We start from the raw sequence: 14,448 nt of genomic DNA on the forward strand, positions 1-14,448 counted from the left end.
TCGCTCCGGCGGTTTTCTCAGCTTGTCGAAAAACCTCTATTGAGATGAATCCACTCAAGGATAGGGCGGGGGAGATCGAGGGGGCGGCAGCCCGCCTCGAGTGGAATCGAATGCCCTGAATGTTTTGCTTGGCAAGGCGTTCAGCGAGCGAAGCGAGGACTTTTCCGCCGCGCAGCGGCGGGAAAGTATTGGCATTTTTGCGCAAATGGCCGGGTTCACCACAGCTGCTCCACCTGGGTGCCGGTGTAGTACCAGGTGAGGATCTCCTCAAAGGAGCTGCCCGCCTTGGCCATGGCGTTGGCCCCGTACTGGCTCATGCCCACTCCGTGGCCGTAGCCGGTGACCGAGAAGGTGAAGTTGGTCCCGTCCCAGGCCACGGTGAAGCAGGCGGAGCGCAGGTCGAACAGGGTGCGCACCTGGCCTCCGGTGAGGGTGACACCCCCCACCAGGATGCTGGACACAGTGCCCCCCTCGTTGACGGCGGGGGCGCCGAACCAGACGGAGGGGTCGCCCGACAGGTCGGCCCCCGGGTAGGCGGCCAGCACCGCCTCCCGCACCTGGTCGGCGGAGAAGGCCGCCTGGCTGTGGTAGTTGGGGACCTCATCCCCCTCGGGGCTCTCCACGCTCTGGAGGTAGTCCACCTGGTTCCCCCACACCTCCACCGCGTCCACAGTGCGGCCCGGGGCGGAGGAGAAGAACACCGCCTGGATGGGCTCCCCCTGGCAGAGGACCCCCAGGCCGTCGGTCCCGGCGATGGCGGTTTCAATCTTCTGGGTGTAGGTCTGGGCGCTCACCCCCCAGCGGTTCTCCGCCGTCTCCCGGGGGACGTAGGCCTGGCAGCAGTTGATATCGGTGCACACGTCGGCCTCCGGGTGGGCGTCAGTGGTGTGCGCCTGTTTCCGGACGGTGTAGGTGCGGGCGGCGCAGGCCTGGGCCTTCAGGGCCTCCTCCTCAAAGGCGGCGGGCATCTCCGCCGCCACCACCCCGAACAGGTAGTCGGACATGGACAGCTCCGCCACTGTGCCGTCCGCCTGCTGGAGCTTCACCATCCGGCTCTTGTCCCGCTCCCCCGAGGCGGTCTGCACCGCCCGGTGGATGGGGAGGGTGCCGGTGGGCAGCTCCTCCGCCGCCGCCTCAGAGCCGGGGGGCGGTACGGTGAGCAGGGGCAGGAGGAACAGGACCACAGACAGGATGAGTCCCGTCCCAGCCGCCCGCCGGGCGGGGGAGCCTGTCCCGCGGCTTCCAGAGTCCCTTCTTCGATCCCGGTATGCCATCCCTCTGCCCCCTCCCTCAAATTGCCGGCCGCCGGGCCGCGCTCACAGACAGAATATGCTGCCGGTGGGCGGGGTATGTCCGCCGGCAGCAAAAAGCCTTTGCGCTTTCTGGCTGGATACACTATAATGGGGGGAGATGTGATTTCGATTTCCAAGGAGGAGGACCATCATGCTGCTGAATGTGCTTGCGGTGGGGGACGTGTGCGGAGAGGGGGGCCAGGATATCCTGGCCCGCCGCCTGAAAGAGCTGAGAGAGGGAGAGGACATCCACTTCACCGTGGTCAACGGGGAGAACGCCTCGGTGGTGGGCATCACCCCCCGGCAGGCCCGGGGCCTCTATGACGCCGGGGCCGACGTGATCACCCTGGGCAACCACACCTGGAACCGCATTCAGATCGCGGATTTTCTGGAGAAGGACCGCTATATCCTCCGCCCGGCCAACTACGCCGGCCGGGTGCCCGGCCGGGGCTTCGGGATCTACGACGGGCCCCGGGGGCTGAAAATCGGGGTGATCAACCTGATGGGCCGCCTGGAACTCAACGCCAATCTGGACAGCCCCTTCAAGCAGGTCAACCAGATCCTCCGCCGGGAGGATATCCAGCAGTGCGACGTGGTGCTGGTGGACTTCCACGCCGAGGCCACCAGCGAGAAGGGGGCCATGGCCTGGTACCTGGACGGGCGGGTGGAGGCCGTCTGGGGCACCCACACCCATGTGCCCACGGCGGACGGGCAGATTCTCCCCAAGGGGACGGGGTTTCTCTCCGACCTGGGCATGACCGGCCCCCGCCTGTCCATTCTGGGGGTGAAGCCGGAGCTCTCTCTGAACCTGTTTCTGGGCGGCCTGCCCAAGCGGTACGAGGAGGCGGAGGGGCCCTGCAAGATCAACGCATGTAAATTTGTCATCGACACCGAGGCGCATAAGTGCGTGGAGGTGAAGCGGGTGGATCTGTTGGAGTGAGCCGTTTTTTTCATTAGGCAGGGAGATTTCTCCGCCCCCCTTTTTTAAATCCTTCCCCCTGGGGGGAAGGTGGCCCCGAAGGGGCCGGATGAGGGGGGGGGCAGATTTCGGATGCCTTGTAGGGCGCGACGACCTCGGCGCGCCGTTTCGGCGGTTTTTCGCGGGGGATTTCGCCGCCTGCGGGCGGCGAGTGACTTTTTGGACGCCCAAAAAGTCACCAAAAAAGCGCTAGGGGGTGGGGCCAATCGGATTCGGCTGCGCCTCATCCTCCATGATCCCCACCCCCTAGAACCCCCATTACGGGGGTTATCCCTTGGGACGGGCAGAAAGTTTCCGGCGCGCAAAATCTGAGTGGCCTCCGCGATTCCTTCCGGGCCACTGGGCCCTGAGTTTGCAAAAATTAGGACCCGGTGCGGTTCCACAACTGCGCCTGGGTTTGCCGAGCCAACGCTTTCGGTGCGAATCCTGGCGGGCCGGTTTGGGACCGGCCCCTACGAAGGCGTGAAACTATTTTCGTAATTCGCCGTAGGGGCGGGTCCCAGACCCGCCCGCTCTCAAGCCTTCCCCCTCAAAGGGGGAAGGTGTCTGGCCGGAGGCCAGACGGATGAGGGTGCTTTCTTGGTATGCACACCCCCCAGCGGGAGGCCCAAGGGCCTCCCCTACCCAAACCAGGAAAATTTGTGGAAAACCTGTAAGGCTCGGACGGGCGACCGCGAGGGTCGCCCCTACAGGGCTGCAAGAACATATGCAAGGCCCGGAAACCCCGGGCGGCCCAGTGTGCCGCCCCTACGGAAATCGGGAAACGTCTCAGGATACGCCGTCCCCCTGAGCTGCACTTGAGCCCCACCAGCCTAAAAGGCGCGTTCCCAATCGGTAGAAGCACTACCCAAAGGTTACCGGCAGCTCAGCGGCAGCGGTCATAGACCGGAAACCAATCCCCTGTCCACCCGCGCCTTTGCGATAACCGCCAAGCCTGCCTAATTGGCGGCCCCCGTAAAACGGGGGTCCGGGGGTAAGGCGAATATGGACACGTAGTGTCCATCCTGAGCCGTCCCCCGGCGGTTCTTTGGTGACTTTCTGGCCGTCCAGAAAGTCACTCGCCGCCCGCAGGCGGCGAACCCCCTGCGCAAAACCCTCACGGACGCAAACCCTCCCGGAAAGGAGACAACCCAATGATCAAACTCATCCACGGGGCCGACTTCCACCTGGACAGCCCCTTCTCCGGCCTGGCTCCGGACCAGGCCGCCCAGCGGCGGCGGGAGCAGCGGGAGCTCCTGGACCGCCTGGCCCAGCTCTCCCGGGAGCGGGAGGCCGACCTGGTGCTCCTAGCTGGCGACCTGCTGGACGGGCGGCAGACCTACCGGGAGACCGCCCAGGCCCTGGCCCAGACCCTGGGGGAGATTCCATGCCCGGTGCTCATTGCCCCGGGCAACCACGACCCCTATACGGCGAAGTCCCTGTATGCCGCCCTGGACTGGCCGGACAACGTCCATATTTTTTCCACAGAGGCCCCGCAGTATGTGGAATTTCCGGCGCTCAAGTGCGCGGTCTGGGGGAGCGCCTTCACCTCCCCCCACCGGGAGGACGACCCCCTGGCGGGCTTCCGGGCCCAGGCGCCGGAGGGATGGACCAAGCTGGCGGTTCTCCATGGGGAGGTGGAGGGCAAGGGGGACTACGCCCCCATCTCCAAAGCCTCCATCGCCGGGAGCGGACTGGACTACCTGGCCCTGGGCCACATCCACCAGTGCAGCGGCCTACAGCGGGAGGGGAACACCTTTTGGGCCTACCCCGGCTGCCCCGAGGGCCGGGGCTTTGACGAGACGGGGGACAAGGGAGTTCTTTACGTCGAGGCAGAGCCGGGGAATTGCACGGCGGAGTTCGTCCCCCTGTGCCGCCGCCGGTATCAGATTTTGGAGGCGGACGTCACCGGCGGGGCGGACCCGCTGGAGACCGCCCGGGCTGTTCTGGCCCCGGCGTTTCAAGAGGACGTGTGCCGCCTGGTGTTCACCGGGGAGCGGGGGGTGGAGCCCCTGGACCTGGAGCGTCTGGCGGAGCAGCTTTTGGGCCGGTGCTGGGCCCTGAGCCTCCGGGACCGCACCCGGGCGGGCCGGGACCTGTGGGCCCGGATGGAGGAGGACAGCCTGACAGGGCTGTTTCTCCGCTCCATGGCCGCCCGGTGCCGGAAGGAGCCGGACAACAACATGCTTCAGCAGGCGGTGCGCTTCGGCCTGGCCGCCCTGGAGAACGGAGAGGATATTGTCCCATGAAGATCAAATCCATGACGGCGGTCTTTGGCAAGCTGACGGGTGAGAAGCTGGAGCTCCAGCCCGGCTTCAACCTGATCGAGGCCCCCAACGAGGGGGGTAAGTCCACCTGGGCCGCCTTTTTGAAGGCCATGCTCTATGGCATCGACACCCGGGACCGGGACAAGAAGGGGTACCTGGCGGACAAGAACCGGTACCAGCCTTGGTCCGGCGCCCCCATGGAGGGGGAGATCACCCTGGAGTGGCAGGGGCGGGACATCACCATCCGCCGCTCCCCCAAGGGGAACACCCCCTTCGGGACCTTTGAGGCGGTGTATACCGGCACCCAGGAGCCCGTCCCCGGCCTGACCGGGGCCGACTGCGGGGAGCTGCTGCTGGGGGTGGGCCGGGAGGTGTTTGAGCGCTCTGCCTTTCTGGGGCAGAGCGGCTCCCTGGCCATCCAGTCTGCCCCGGAGCTGGAGCGGCGCATCGCCGCTCTGGTGTCCTCCGGGGAGGAGGACGTGTCCTACTCCCAGGCGGAGGGGCGTTTGAAGGAGTGGCTCAACCGGCGGAAGGTGAACAAGAGCGTGGGCCGCATCCCCCAGCTGGAGGGAGAGCTTGCCCAGGTGAAGGCCAGCCGGGAGGAGCTGGAGCAGCTCACCGGGGCCCTTAACGCCCTGGCGGCGGAGGAGAGGGGCCTGTGCCGGAAGAAGGAGGCCCTGGAGGCGGAGCTGTCTGCCCATAAGCGTCTGGCTCAGCGGGACCTGGACCGGCGGTTCACCCAGGCCAAGGGGGAGTTGGACCGGGCCCAGGCCGACCTGGACGCCCTGCGGAAGGAACAGGCCCGGTTCGGGCCCATCCCCCACAAGGAGGAGCTGAAGCGGGCCCAGGGGGAGCTGGCCTATCTGAAAGCCCTGGAGCCGGAGATCAAACAGGGGGAGGAGGCCCTGGCCCAGGCGGAGGCGGAGCTGGAAGAGGCCCGGACCGCCGCCCGGGATGACCGCTTCCCCGGACAGACGGTGGAGGAGACCGCGGAGTCCGTCAAAAAAGCGGAGGGGGAGTATGCCGCGGCCCGGAAAAATGCCGGGACCTGGTCGCTCATGGCCAAGCTGGTCCCGGTGATCGGCGTGCTGGCGGCCGGGGGCATGGCGGTGCTGGCCCTGGCCCAGGGGGACGCCGTCTCCTTTCCCGCCGTCCTCACCGGGGTTCTCTTCCTGGTGTTCACCCTGGCCCTGGGGGTGTTCAACCACAGTCAGGCCAGACGCAGCCGGGCCTGGGGAGATCAGGTGCTGGACCGCTTCTCGGTCAAAACCCCGGAGGAACTGGACGGGGTGCTGGAGGACTACCGGGCCCGGGCCGCGGCCGCCGACCAGGCCGCCCAGCAGGTGCGCCTGGTGCGGGAGGGGTTATCGGACCGGCAGGCCCGGCGGGAGAACAGCCGGAAGGATTTATTTGACTTCGTCCACTCCTTCGCCCCCGAGGTGAAGGACCTGTTTGGCTGCTCCGCCGCCCTGTCCCGGGCCCTGAATCTGGGGGAGCGGGAGGCGGTGGCCCACACCCGGCTGGAGGGGGCCCAGCGGCTGTATGACGCTTTGAAGGCCCAGGGAGGACAGCTGGAAGAACTCGGGGCCCCGGAACCGGAGGCCCCTCAGCGCACTATGGAGGAGACCGCCGCCCTGCTGGGTACCGCCCAGGCCGACCTGGAGCGCACCGGCCGGGCCCTGAGCATGGCCCTGGGCCGTCAAAAGGCGGTGGGCGACCCCGCCGCCCTGGCCGCCCGCCAGGAGGAGCTGGAGGGGGAGCTGGAGCGGCGCAGTCAAGAGTACCAGGCCATCTCCACCGCTCTGGCCGCCCTGAAAGAGGCCAACGCCCAGCTCCAGGAGCGCTTCTCCCCGGAGCTCAACCGCCGTGCGGGGGAGTACCTGGCCCGGCTCACCGGGGAGAAGTACACCAGCCTCTCTCTGAATCGGGAGCTGGAGGCCTCCGCCGCCGGGGCGGGGGATGTGCTCCCCCGCCGCTCCCTGTTTTTGTCCAAGGGGACGGTGGACCAGGTGTACCTGGCGGTGCGCCTGGCGGTGTACGACCTGTGCCTGCGGGAGCACCATGTGCCCCTCATTCTGGACGACGCACTGGCTGCCTTCGACCAGGAGCGTATGGAGCGGGCCCTGGACCTGCTGGTGGAGCTTTCCAACGAGGAGCAGATTCTCTTTTTCACCTGCCAGAGCCGGGAGGGAGCCTATCTGGCCCACACCCCCGGGGTGGAGCGGGTGGCTTTGAACAGTTAACTGCGGCAGATTTACGGACAGACGGCCCGGAGGGAATACCTCCGGGCCATATTTTTTGAAAAAATCCGCCCGGCGGCCGATTGTACAAAAAAAGGACAAGCCCCCTGTGATATGCTGGGCCTGTGGGGCGAGGCGCGCCCCGGCGGGCGGAACAGGAGTGCGCGTCATGGCCGGTCTGCCGCGAGTACGCCGAAAATTGGAATAAACTTCCTGTATCAGGAGCGTGAAAGCGGGGCAGAATAGGGTTCAAGCGGACCTGCATTTTGAAAAAGAAAACAGAGACCGTGCTCCGTATCTTTCAAAGGCGGAGAAAAAGAGAGAACATCGGACCGCCTCCCGGCAGGGAGGTGGTCCTCAGTTTCTCGAAGAACCTGTGCAAAATAAAATCCGCCTGAGTCAGGGCGGGGGAGCTCGAGGGGGCAGCCGCCCGCCTCGAGTGGAATCAAATGCCCCGGAAGCCTTGCTGTGCAAGGATTCCGGCAAGCGAAGCGAGGACTTTTGCGCCGCTGTGCGGCGCAAAAGTAACGGCATTTTTGCAGGCTGTCAGAAAAGTCCTTGGACTTTTCTGACAGCCTGAGGACCGCCTTCCGGCAGGGAGGTGGTCCTGTTCGCTTTTTGCGGCAAAACCGGCAGATTTCCCCTGTTTTTGCGCCGTTCTCCAGAGAAAATCTGCAAGTCCCGCCGCCGGGCCGCTTTCCAGACTCTCACATGGAAGCCGTGGAAGGAGCCCCCTGGTGTGCCGACCGGTCCGGCCGTCCATACTGAACCAAGGCGGCCCGCTTCGGACCGCTGAAATGACGGCGGCCGCTCCCCAAGGAGGGAACGGCTGTCTGGGGGGTGGAACCTTTTTGGAACAGGAAACGAAAAAACGGCCATGGCACGGGCTTCTGGGACCGGCGGCAGGGGCGGCTGCCCTGGGGCTGCTGCTCACCATGGCCCTGACCGGGGACCGGGCCAGAGCCGCGGCGGCCACGGCGGCGCTGGAGCTGTCCCGGCCGGAGGCGGTGGCGGCCGCGGCCCAGGCGGAGCTGGGGGATACGGTGATTCCCCTGGGCCGGGCGGTGGGCATCAAGCTCTTCTCCGACGGCGTGCTGGTGGTGGGGCTGTCCTCCCTGGACACCCCGGAGGGCCCGGCGTCCCCCGGGCGCACCAGCGGCTTGAAGGCGGGGGACGTGATCACCCACATGGATGGCAGCGAGGTGGACACCATTGAGGAGGTCCAGGACCATCTGGCCCAGCACCCGGGGGAGAAGATGACCCTCCAGGTCCAGCGGGGGGAGGAGTCCCTTCAGCTGGCCGCCCAGGCGGTGAAGACTACGGCGGGGTCCTATCAGCTGGGGGTGTGGCTGCGGGACTCCATGGCGGGCATCGGCACCATGACCTTCTATGACCCGGACAGCGGCGTGTTCGCCGCCCTGGGCCACGGCATTAACGACGTGGACACCGCCAAGCTCATGCCTCTGGAGACGGGGAGCATCATGGGGGCCACGGTCTCTGACGTGAAGAAGGGGGCCGCCGGGGAGCCGGGGGAGCTCCACGGGGACTTTGACCTCACCGCCGACTTGGGCACCCTGTATGCCAACACGGAGCAGGGCATCTTCGGGCGGCTGGAGGACGCGGCCCTGGCCCGGGACCTCCAGCCGGTGGAGGTGGCCGGCCGGGACCAGGTCCAGACGGGCAGGGCCACCATTCTCTCCAACATTGCCGGGGACACGGTGGAGGAGTATGAGGTGGAGATCACCCACCTGTACCCGGAGAACGCCGGGGACAGCCGGAACCTGATGCTCCGGGTGACCGACCAGCGGCTGCTGGAGGCCACCGGCGGCATCGTCCAGGGCATGTCAGGCAGCCCCATTCTCCAGAACGGAAAGCTGGTGGGGGCGGTGACCCATGTGCTGGTGAACGACCCCACCCGGGGCTACGGCATTCTGGCGGAAAACATGCTGGAGACGGCGGCCCAGCGCCTGGGCAGCGCATAAAAACATCGGGAGGGCATCTGTCTGCCCTCCCGATGTCTCTATAGGAACTGATTGCGCTCCGGGTTATAGTGGTAGTCGATGGCGGCCAGCTTCTCCTCCAGCTGGGCGCGGTCGGCGTCTTCGCTGTGGCACAGCTCGTCCAGGTCGGGGTACAGGTCCCGGAGCCGGGCGTTGACCACGCTGAGCAGGATTACGGGGTCCTGGGGCAGCATAGGCGTCCTCCTCTCTCTGGCATGTTTTCCTCCGGGGCTCACAGCCCCAGATGGTAGATGCGGTTGGCGTTGTCAAAAAAGACCGGTTCCCAGTATCGCTCCGGCACGATGCGCTGGATATACCCGATGTACTCCCCCAGATTGACGATGGGCCAGTCGGTGCCGTACATCACCCGGTCCCAGCAGCCCAGGTAGTTCAGCCAGGTGCGCAGCAGCTCCGCGTAGCCCGCCCGTTCCTGGAAGTACACGTCCAGGTCCACCCTGCCCTCCAGCAGGCCGGACAGGTCGGTGGACACGTTTCGGTTTTTCTCCAGCACGGCGGCCGCCTCCTGGAGGAAGGGGTTGCCGAAGTGGCACATGACGAACTGGGTGCGGCGGTGGTCCGCCGCCGCCTCGTCCAGGGCCAGGGGGTGGCTGTACTTCAGATAGGCCCGGGAGTAGGCGGTGAGGCCCATGTGGACGGCCACCGGCTTGTCGTACTTCTCCGCCAGGCGGTAGATGGGGTCGTAGATGGGGTCGGTGAGCCAGATTTTGTTGTAGCCGGGGTAGAGCTTCACGCCGCAGCACTCCTCCCGCTTCAGGTGCTCCTCCACCTGGTCGGGCAGGTCCTCCGGGATGGTCTCCCCTCTCCCCAGTACCAGGCTGTCCAGCCCCACACAGTAGTGGAACAGGTCCCGGGGATAGTCGTGAAAGCCCACCTCCAGGCTCCGGTTGCCCATGACCACTCCGTGGACCATGTTCAGCTCCCCGTAGACCTGCCGCAGGTGGTCCACGGAGTTCACATGGCCCACCGCCTCCGCCATGGCGTCGGTCCCGGGCTCGGAGGGAAAGAGGTGCAGATGTGCGTCGATGATCTTCATAGCCGCGGCTCCTTTCTGTGCTGGATTGATTATACCCCAGAACGGTCTTCTCTGGCAAGCGAGGGAAGAGCGGCCCATGTCTACAAGAGATGGGCGGACTGGCGGGCAAAGGAGATAAAGTTGGAGATGACGCTCCAGAGATGGGGCTGCTTTAAATAGCCGAAGCGAATTTGGTAGCGGGTGTGGTCCTGAAAATGGAAAATCTTCAGCGCGTTCTGCTGCGCCGGGGACAAAGTCATCCGCATCAGGTTCTCCGGGCAGAAGCAGGCCCCCGCCCCCTGAGCGCACAGCTCCAGCAGGGTCTCCATATTATTGGATTCCACTTTGGGGATCGGTATAATTCCGGCCTGTGTCAGCAGCTGGGAGGCGAGGCGGCCGGCGATGTCCCGCCGCTGGTTCAGCAGGAAGGGACAGTCCTGGAGGGGAGTCAGATCCCCCTGTTCCACGGCGGCGCTCAGCGCCTGGGCGTTCTCTCCGGCCAGGGCGTTCCAGAGCTCCCCGGCAAGGAGCAGAACCACCTCCTCCTCATAGAAGTCCACAAGCTCCATGCCGGGGACCGCCTCTGGAAAATTGGCGATGGCCAGGTCAATCTCCCCGTGGGTCAAACGCTCCGAAAGGGCGTCATTGGGGCCCTCTGCTAGCTGAATGGAAATTTTGGGATACTGCCGCTGGAACGGGGCGATCAGCAGGGGCATGACGGCGTGGCTGCGGGTGGTGGACACCCCGATCCGCAGCACCCCCGCCTGAGCTTGGGCCAGATCGCTGAACTCCCGGTCCATGGAGTCCAGGTTCCGCTGGATTTCCTGGGCGTACCGGAGGAACACCTGCCCCGCGTAGGTGAGCTCCAGGGGCACCCGGCGGAGGAGCAGCTGGCTGCCCAGCTCCTGTTCCATTCCCGCGATGTGGGCGCTCAGGGCCTGCTGGGTAATGTGCAGCCGTTCCGCCGCCCGGGTGAAGCTCTGCTCCTGGGTCAGCGTGATAAAATAATCCATACTGGAGAGGTTCATGGCCGCCGCCTCCGATCACAAGTTTTGCTTGTATTTTATACGAGAATAACTCGTTTTACAAGTATAAACCCGCCTGATATACTGACGGTACAGGCGGTGAAAGGGCCGCCCCACTGGAACGGAGGGATCGACATGAATATGGGATCACTGTTTGGCCTGCAGGGCGCGCTGTTTACCATGATGCTGATTGGGGCGTGGCTGAAGCGGCGCGGAACCATTGACGAGACGGGGAAAAAGTGTCTGACCGATCTGTGTGTCAACGTCATTATTCCGTGCAATATTTTCAAATCCTGTCTCATTGAGTTCAACGCCGGTATTTTTCGCGCCTGCGGCTTGTTGCTCCTGTCGGCGGTGCTTCTGCAGCTGATCTGCCTGCTGCTGAACCGATGGTTGTTTAACCGCTGCGAGCCCCGGCGCAGGAAGGTGCTCCAGTATTGCACTATCGTGCCCATGAGCGGATTTTTAGGCAATCCCATTGCCGAGGGGATTTACAGTGAACTGGGGGTGCTGTACACCTCGATTTTTCTGATTCCCATGCGGGTGGTCATGTGGTCGGCGGGGACCACCTATTTTGTGGCGGATGAGACGCTGGACAAGAAACAGGTGGCCAAAAACGTTTTGACCCACCCCTGCCTGCTGGCGGTCTATTTGGGACTTTTGGCCATGGTCACACAGATTTCTCTGCCCGCTGTGGTGACACAGACGGTACAGTATATCGCCGCCTGCAATTCCGCCGTTACAATGTTTCTTGTGGGGACGATCCTGGCCGATGTGAAGCTTTCCAGCCTGTTGGACCGGACGGCCCTTTTGTTCAGCTTGTTCCGTCTGGGCGCGCTGCCCGCCCTGGCGCTGGGGGTGGGGCTTCTCCTGGGATTGGAGCCCATCTCTTTGGGAGTCAGCGTGTTGATGACCGGAATGCCAGCGGGGGCCACGGCGGCCATCTTCGCGGCGCGGTATCACAGCGACGCGGCCTTTGCCACCCGGTGCGTGGTGCTGAGTACCCTGCTGTCTATGGTCACCCTGCCGCTCTGGGCCCATGCGGTGGGCTGAGGCCTTCAAAGGTTGCATTTTCCGCCGGGAGCGGGTATAATAAAAAAATCGCATCCCTCACAGGAGGTAGACCCATGTCGGAAGCATTTGAATTTACCCAACAGCCCGAGGAGCAGCCCGCCCCCCAGCCCCAGGAGGGACCGGAGAACGGGACCGCGCCGGAGGGGGAAAACGCCCCGGAGGAGCAGGAGAAGAAGCCCCCGGAGGACGTATTTTACTGGCTCAACGCCCTGACCACCGCCCTGGTGTGCCTGGTGATCGTGTTCACCTTCTTTGGGCGGCTCACCCGGGTGGACGGGCCGTCCATGGAGAATACCCTGCACGACGGACAGCTGCTGCTGGTCCAGTCCCTGGGCTATGAGCCCGAGCAGGGGGATATTGTGGTGCTGAACAAGACCACGGTGGAGCACCTGGGGGGCGTGGCCATCGTCAAGCGGGTCATCGCCACCGGCGGACAGACGGTGGATATCGACTATGCCACCAACAGCGTCTATGTGGACGGAGAGCGGCTGGACGAGCCCTACATCAAGGAAGTGATGCAGGACGTGACCCTGACCGACCCCTACCGGGCTCAGACCCACATCGAGGTGCCGGAGGGCTCCATCTTCGTGATGGGGGACAACCGGAACAACTCTGACGACAGCCGGGATGACCGCATCGGCTGTATCGACGAGGACTATGTGCTGGGCAAGGTATTTTTCTCCATCTTCCCCTTTGATACCTTTGGACCCATGGAGTGAAAAAACGGCCGCTTCCGCGGCCGTTTTTTGATTAAGGCATATTGCGCAGGTAGGCCTCCGCCCCGTAGCGCAGGCAGCGCTGGAGCCGCCGCTCCCCCCGCTTGATGGTGCGGGAGATGGTGGACTTGTCCACCCCCAGCTTTTCCCCGATCTCCCGCATGTTGTACCCCTCGGCGTAGTAGAGAAGCAGCACCGTGCGCTGCTTCTCGGTCACGTCCTCCTGGAGGGCGCGGATCAGGTTGCGCTTGAGCCGGCTCAGCTCCCGGCTGTTGTCCCCGGCCATCTGCCGGGAGTAGACCGCCATGTCCGCGGCGTAGTGCCGCCCCCTTCTATAGCGTGTATTTGGCATTGCGGCGGTACCCCCTCTCGTAGTAGCGCTCGGTGAGGACGGCCAGCTCCCGGGCCTCCCGCAGCATGGTGGACAGCATATGGATGCGCTCATTGAGCATGAGGCGCTGATCCTCGTTTTCGGTGCGCTCCAGCACCGCCTGAAGCTGGCAGATGCGGAAGTCCAGCGCCCGGGCGTGGGCCCGGTACTCCACCGATAATTCCAATAAGGTCATGGTTCCCTCTCCTCCTTTTCCTTTCTCCGCCGGTCGGGACGCTGCCGGTTCGCGCACCGCACGCACACCAGCTGCCCGCCCCGCCGGAGCATCCGGTCCCCCCGGTACTGCTCCTCCCCGCACAGGGGGCACAGGGCGGCCGGAGCCGCCAGCTGCACGTCCCGCAGGGGAGGGAGCAGGCCGGAGATCCCTAACATTCTCGTGGCGCACCACCTCCTTTGCATTGGAATAGACGGCCGCCCCGCCGGAGTGGAGACGGGCGGAGAGGCCGGATGAGAGGCAAAAAAAGAAAAAAGAAAAATTTGAAAAAAGTTGTTGACAAGGTGTACACTTTCTGGTAAAATAACACCTGCTGTTGGACAGCACTCTTGAGTTGCTGGTGTAGCTCAGCCGGTAGAGCAGCTGATTTGTAATCAGCAGGTCGGGGGTTCGAATCCGTCCACCAGCTCCACAATTTCATATGGAGGAGTTCCCGAGTGGCCAAAGGGGGCAGACTGTAAATCTGTTGCGTTTCGCTTCGGTGGTTCGAATCCACCCTCCTCCACCAAGTCGGAGCAAGCTGATCGCTTGCTCCGACTTTTTTTGAAAGTCAGAGTGCGCACAACCGCGGTTCCTCCCTTCCAAGTCGCAGCCGCTTGCGCTGGGCTGCGATTTGGGTTCCGCCGCTTCTTTATAATTCCTGGCCTGCGGCCAGGAACGGCGCGAAAGCGCCGCCGGCCTGAAGGCCGGTTTTTGTGGCGTTTCTATCTGTGTTTATAATTTCAAAAGCTCGATTTTAACCATTCCCTCCCCATCCGGAGTAAGAGAAATCTTGCTCCGGTTTTCTTTTCCGCCGCTGAACCTGGGGGCGTGCCTCTGGCTGAGGCGTGGAACGCTGCGCCGCTGTGCAGGATCAGGAGAGCGTGCCGGGCAGCCGTTCACCGGTGCGGCAGTCCACAAATTTTCCGCGACCTGTGGAAAAGTCGCTCCGCCTTCGGCTGTCTGGCGGCGCGAGGAGGAAAATTTAACCCACAAAATAGAACGTATGTTCGAGTTTGTGGTATCATAATACCCCCCATTTCCTCAGATGTCAAGGGGGTGTGGGGAAAAATACGAATACAGTCCCAAAAACAGGACACATAAAAGCGTCCGCCTCGATGGTGAACTGCCCCAAATTGTACGGACATCACAAAAAGCGCCTGCGGATGTAAGAATAAGGAGTTTAGTATGAGAGGCGTCGCGCCAGCGGCGCCTCTCCAGTTTTTAGTTGGATGCGCTCATGGTTGTAGAAGTGAATA

General features: G+C 64.1%; 13 protein-coding genes and 2 tRNA genes. 8 read left to right on the plus strand and 7 right to left on the minus strand.

Annotation, left to right across the window (positions count from 1 at the left end):
• Positions 1-215: 215 nt before the first annotated feature.
• Positions 216-1,274: a stage II sporulation protein D gene (gene spoIID, locus H6B31_RS10475; protein WP_204898464.1), complete on the minus strand. Its 1,059-nt coding sequence runs from the start codon at positions 1,272-1,274 to the stop codon at positions 216-218.
• A gap of 169 nt (positions 1,275-1,443) precedes the next feature.
• Between spoIID and H6B31_RS10480 the strand changes: the two genes are divergently transcribed.
• The 4 genes from H6B31_RS10480 to spoIVB all read left to right on the plus strand — a co-directional run bounded on the left by H6B31_RS10480 (position 1,444) and on the right by spoIVB (position 8,739).
• Positions 1,444-2,232: a TIGR00282 family metallophosphoesterase gene (locus H6B31_RS10480; protein ID WP_204898465.1), complete on the plus strand. Its 789-nt coding sequence runs from the start codon at positions 1,444-1,446 to the stop codon at positions 2,230-2,232.
• A gap of 1,172 nt (positions 2,233-3,404) precedes the next feature.
• On the plus strand, positions 3,405-4,499 hold the full coding sequence (locus H6B31_RS10485) for a metallophosphoesterase family protein (RefSeq protein WP_204898466.1): 1,095 nt from the start codon (positions 3,405-3,407) through the stop codon (positions 4,497-4,499).
• Positions 4,496-6,760 carry an ATP-binding protein gene (locus H6B31_RS10490; RefSeq protein WP_204898467.1) on the plus strand — a complete coding sequence of 755 codons (2,265 nt, stop codon included), beginning with the start codon at positions 4,496-4,498 and terminating at the stop codon, positions 6,758-6,760. Before H6B31_RS10485 ends, H6B31_RS10490 begins: the two co-directional genes overlap by 4 nt.
• Positions 6,761-7,608: 848 nt before the next feature.
• Entirely contained in the window at positions 7,609-8,739 is a 1,131-nt protein-coding gene (gene spoIVB / locus H6B31_RS10495; protein WP_243418988.1) for a SpoIVB peptidase, read from the plus strand.
• A 38-nt stretch (positions 8,740-8,777) separates the two neighbouring features.
• Here the strand turns inward: spoIVB and H6B31_RS10500 are convergent, their stop codons facing one another.
• From H6B31_RS10500 to H6B31_RS10510, 3 genes are all read right to left on the minus strand, one after another.
• Positions 8,778-8,951, minus strand: coding sequence for a DUF4250 domain-containing protein (locus H6B31_RS10500; RefSeq protein WP_087291947.1), 174 nt, complete (start codon positions 8,949-8,951; stop codon positions 8,778-8,780).
• A gap of 38 nt (positions 8,952-8,989) precedes the next feature.
• A complete protein-coding gene (locus H6B31_RS10505; protein WP_204898468.1) occupies positions 8,990-9,811 on the minus strand; it encodes an amidohydrolase family protein in 822 nt (273 codons plus the stop codon).
• Positions 9,812-9,891: 80 nt separating this feature from the next.
• The gene (locus H6B31_RS10510; RefSeq protein WP_204898469.1) at positions 9,892-10,818 is read right to left on the minus strand and encodes a LysR family transcriptional regulator; all 927 of its coding nucleotides are present in this window, start codon (positions 10,816-10,818) and stop codon (positions 9,892-9,894) included.
• Positions 10,819-10,950: 132 nt separating this feature from the next.
• Between H6B31_RS10510 and H6B31_RS10515 the strand changes: the two genes are divergently transcribed.
• Together H6B31_RS10515 and lepB are read left to right on the plus strand one after the other, a co-directional pair.
• Positions 10,951-11,868: an AEC family transporter gene (locus H6B31_RS10515; RefSeq protein ID WP_204898470.1), complete on the plus strand. Its 918-nt coding sequence runs from the start codon at positions 10,951-10,953 to the stop codon at positions 11,866-11,868.
• Between the two features lie 74 nt (positions 11,869-11,942).
• Positions 11,943-12,608: a signal peptidase I gene (gene lepB, locus H6B31_RS10520; RefSeq protein WP_204898471.1), complete on the plus strand. Its 666-nt coding sequence runs from the start codon at positions 11,943-11,945 to the stop codon at positions 12,606-12,608.
• Positions 12,609-12,639: 31 nt separating this feature from the next.
• Here the strand turns inward: lepB and H6B31_RS10525 are convergent, their stop codons facing one another.
• Genes H6B31_RS10525 through H6B31_RS10535 form a run of 3 tightly spaced genes read right to left on the minus strand, consistent with a single transcriptional unit; the run spans position 12,640 to position 13,368 of the window.
• Entirely contained in the window at positions 12,640-12,957 is a 318-nt protein-coding gene (locus H6B31_RS10525; protein ID WP_204898472.1) for a sigma-70 family RNA polymerase sigma factor, read from the minus strand.
• Positions 12,938-13,171: a hypothetical protein gene (locus H6B31_RS10530; RefSeq protein ID WP_087291959.1), complete on the minus strand. Its 234-nt coding sequence runs from the start codon at positions 13,169-13,171 to the stop codon at positions 12,938-12,940. The genes H6B31_RS10525 and H6B31_RS10530 overlap by 20 nt, the downstream gene beginning before the upstream one ends.
• Positions 13,168-13,368: a hypothetical protein gene (locus tag H6B31_RS10535; RefSeq protein WP_087291962.1), complete on the minus strand. Its 201-nt coding sequence runs from the start codon at positions 13,366-13,368 to the stop codon at positions 13,168-13,170. Before H6B31_RS10535 ends, H6B31_RS10530 begins: the two co-directional genes overlap by 4 nt.
• Before the next feature lie 178 nt (positions 13,369-13,546).
• Here H6B31_RS10535 and H6B31_RS10540 point away from each other — a divergent pair.
• Positions 13,547-13,622, plus strand: a tRNA-Thr gene (locus H6B31_RS10540).
• 11 nt (positions 13,623-13,633) lie between these two features.
• A tRNA-Tyr gene (locus tag H6B31_RS10545) sits at positions 13,634-13,718 on the plus strand.
• Positions 13,719-14,448: the final 730 nt, after the last annotated feature.

It is taken from the genome of Pseudoflavonifractor capillosus, from assembly GCF_016899775.1.
Classification (GTDB): domain Bacteria; phylum Bacillota; class Clostridia; order Oscillospirales; family Oscillospiraceae; genus Lawsonibacter.

Bases quoted from the DNA above. Each gene is read 5' to 3' on its own strand.
- H6B31_RS10510 (WP_204898469.1), bottom strand. From the start codon at position 10,818: ATGAACCTCTCCAGTATGGATTATTTTATCACGCTGACCCAGGAGCAG.
- H6B31_RS10480 (WP_204898465.1), top strand. From the start codon at position 1,444: ATGCTGCTGAATGTGCTTGCGGTGGGGGACGTGTGCGGAGAGGGGGGC.
- H6B31_RS10525 (WP_204898472.1), bottom strand. From the start codon at position 12,957: ATGCCAAATACACGCTATAGAAGGGGGCGGCACTACGCCGCGGACATG.
- H6B31_RS10505 (WP_204898468.1), bottom strand. From the start codon at position 9,811: ATGAAGATCATCGACGCACATCTGCACCTCTTTCCCTCCGAGCCCGGG.
- lepB (WP_204898471.1), top strand. From the start codon at position 11,943: ATGTCGGAAGCATTTGAATTTACCCAACAGCCCGAGGAGCAGCCCGCC.
- H6B31_RS10535 (WP_087291962.1), bottom strand. From the start codon at position 13,368: ATGTTAGGGATCTCCGGCCTGCTCCCTCCCCTGCGGGACGTGCAGCTG.
- H6B31_RS10515 (WP_204898470.1), top strand. From the start codon at position 10,951: ATGAATATGGGATCACTGTTTGGCCTGCAGGGCGCGCTGTTTACCATG.
- H6B31_RS10485 (WP_204898466.1), top strand. From the start codon at position 3,405: ATGATCAAACTCATCCACGGGGCCGACTTCCACCTGGACAGCCCCTTC.
- H6B31_RS10490 (WP_204898467.1), top strand. From the start codon at position 4,496: ATGAAGATCAAATCCATGACGGCGGTCTTTGGCAAGCTGACGGGTGAG.
- spoIID (WP_204898464.1), bottom strand. From the start codon at position 1,274: ATGGCATACCGGGATCGAAGAAGGGACTCTGGAAGCCGCGGGACAGGC.
- H6B31_RS10530 (WP_087291959.1), bottom strand. From the start codon at position 13,171: ATGACCTTATTGGAATTATCGGTGGAGTACCGGGCCCACGCCCGGGCG.
- H6B31_RS10500 (WP_087291947.1), bottom strand. From the start codon at position 8,951: ATGCTGCCCCAGGACCCCGTAATCCTGCTCAGCGTGGTCAACGCCCGG.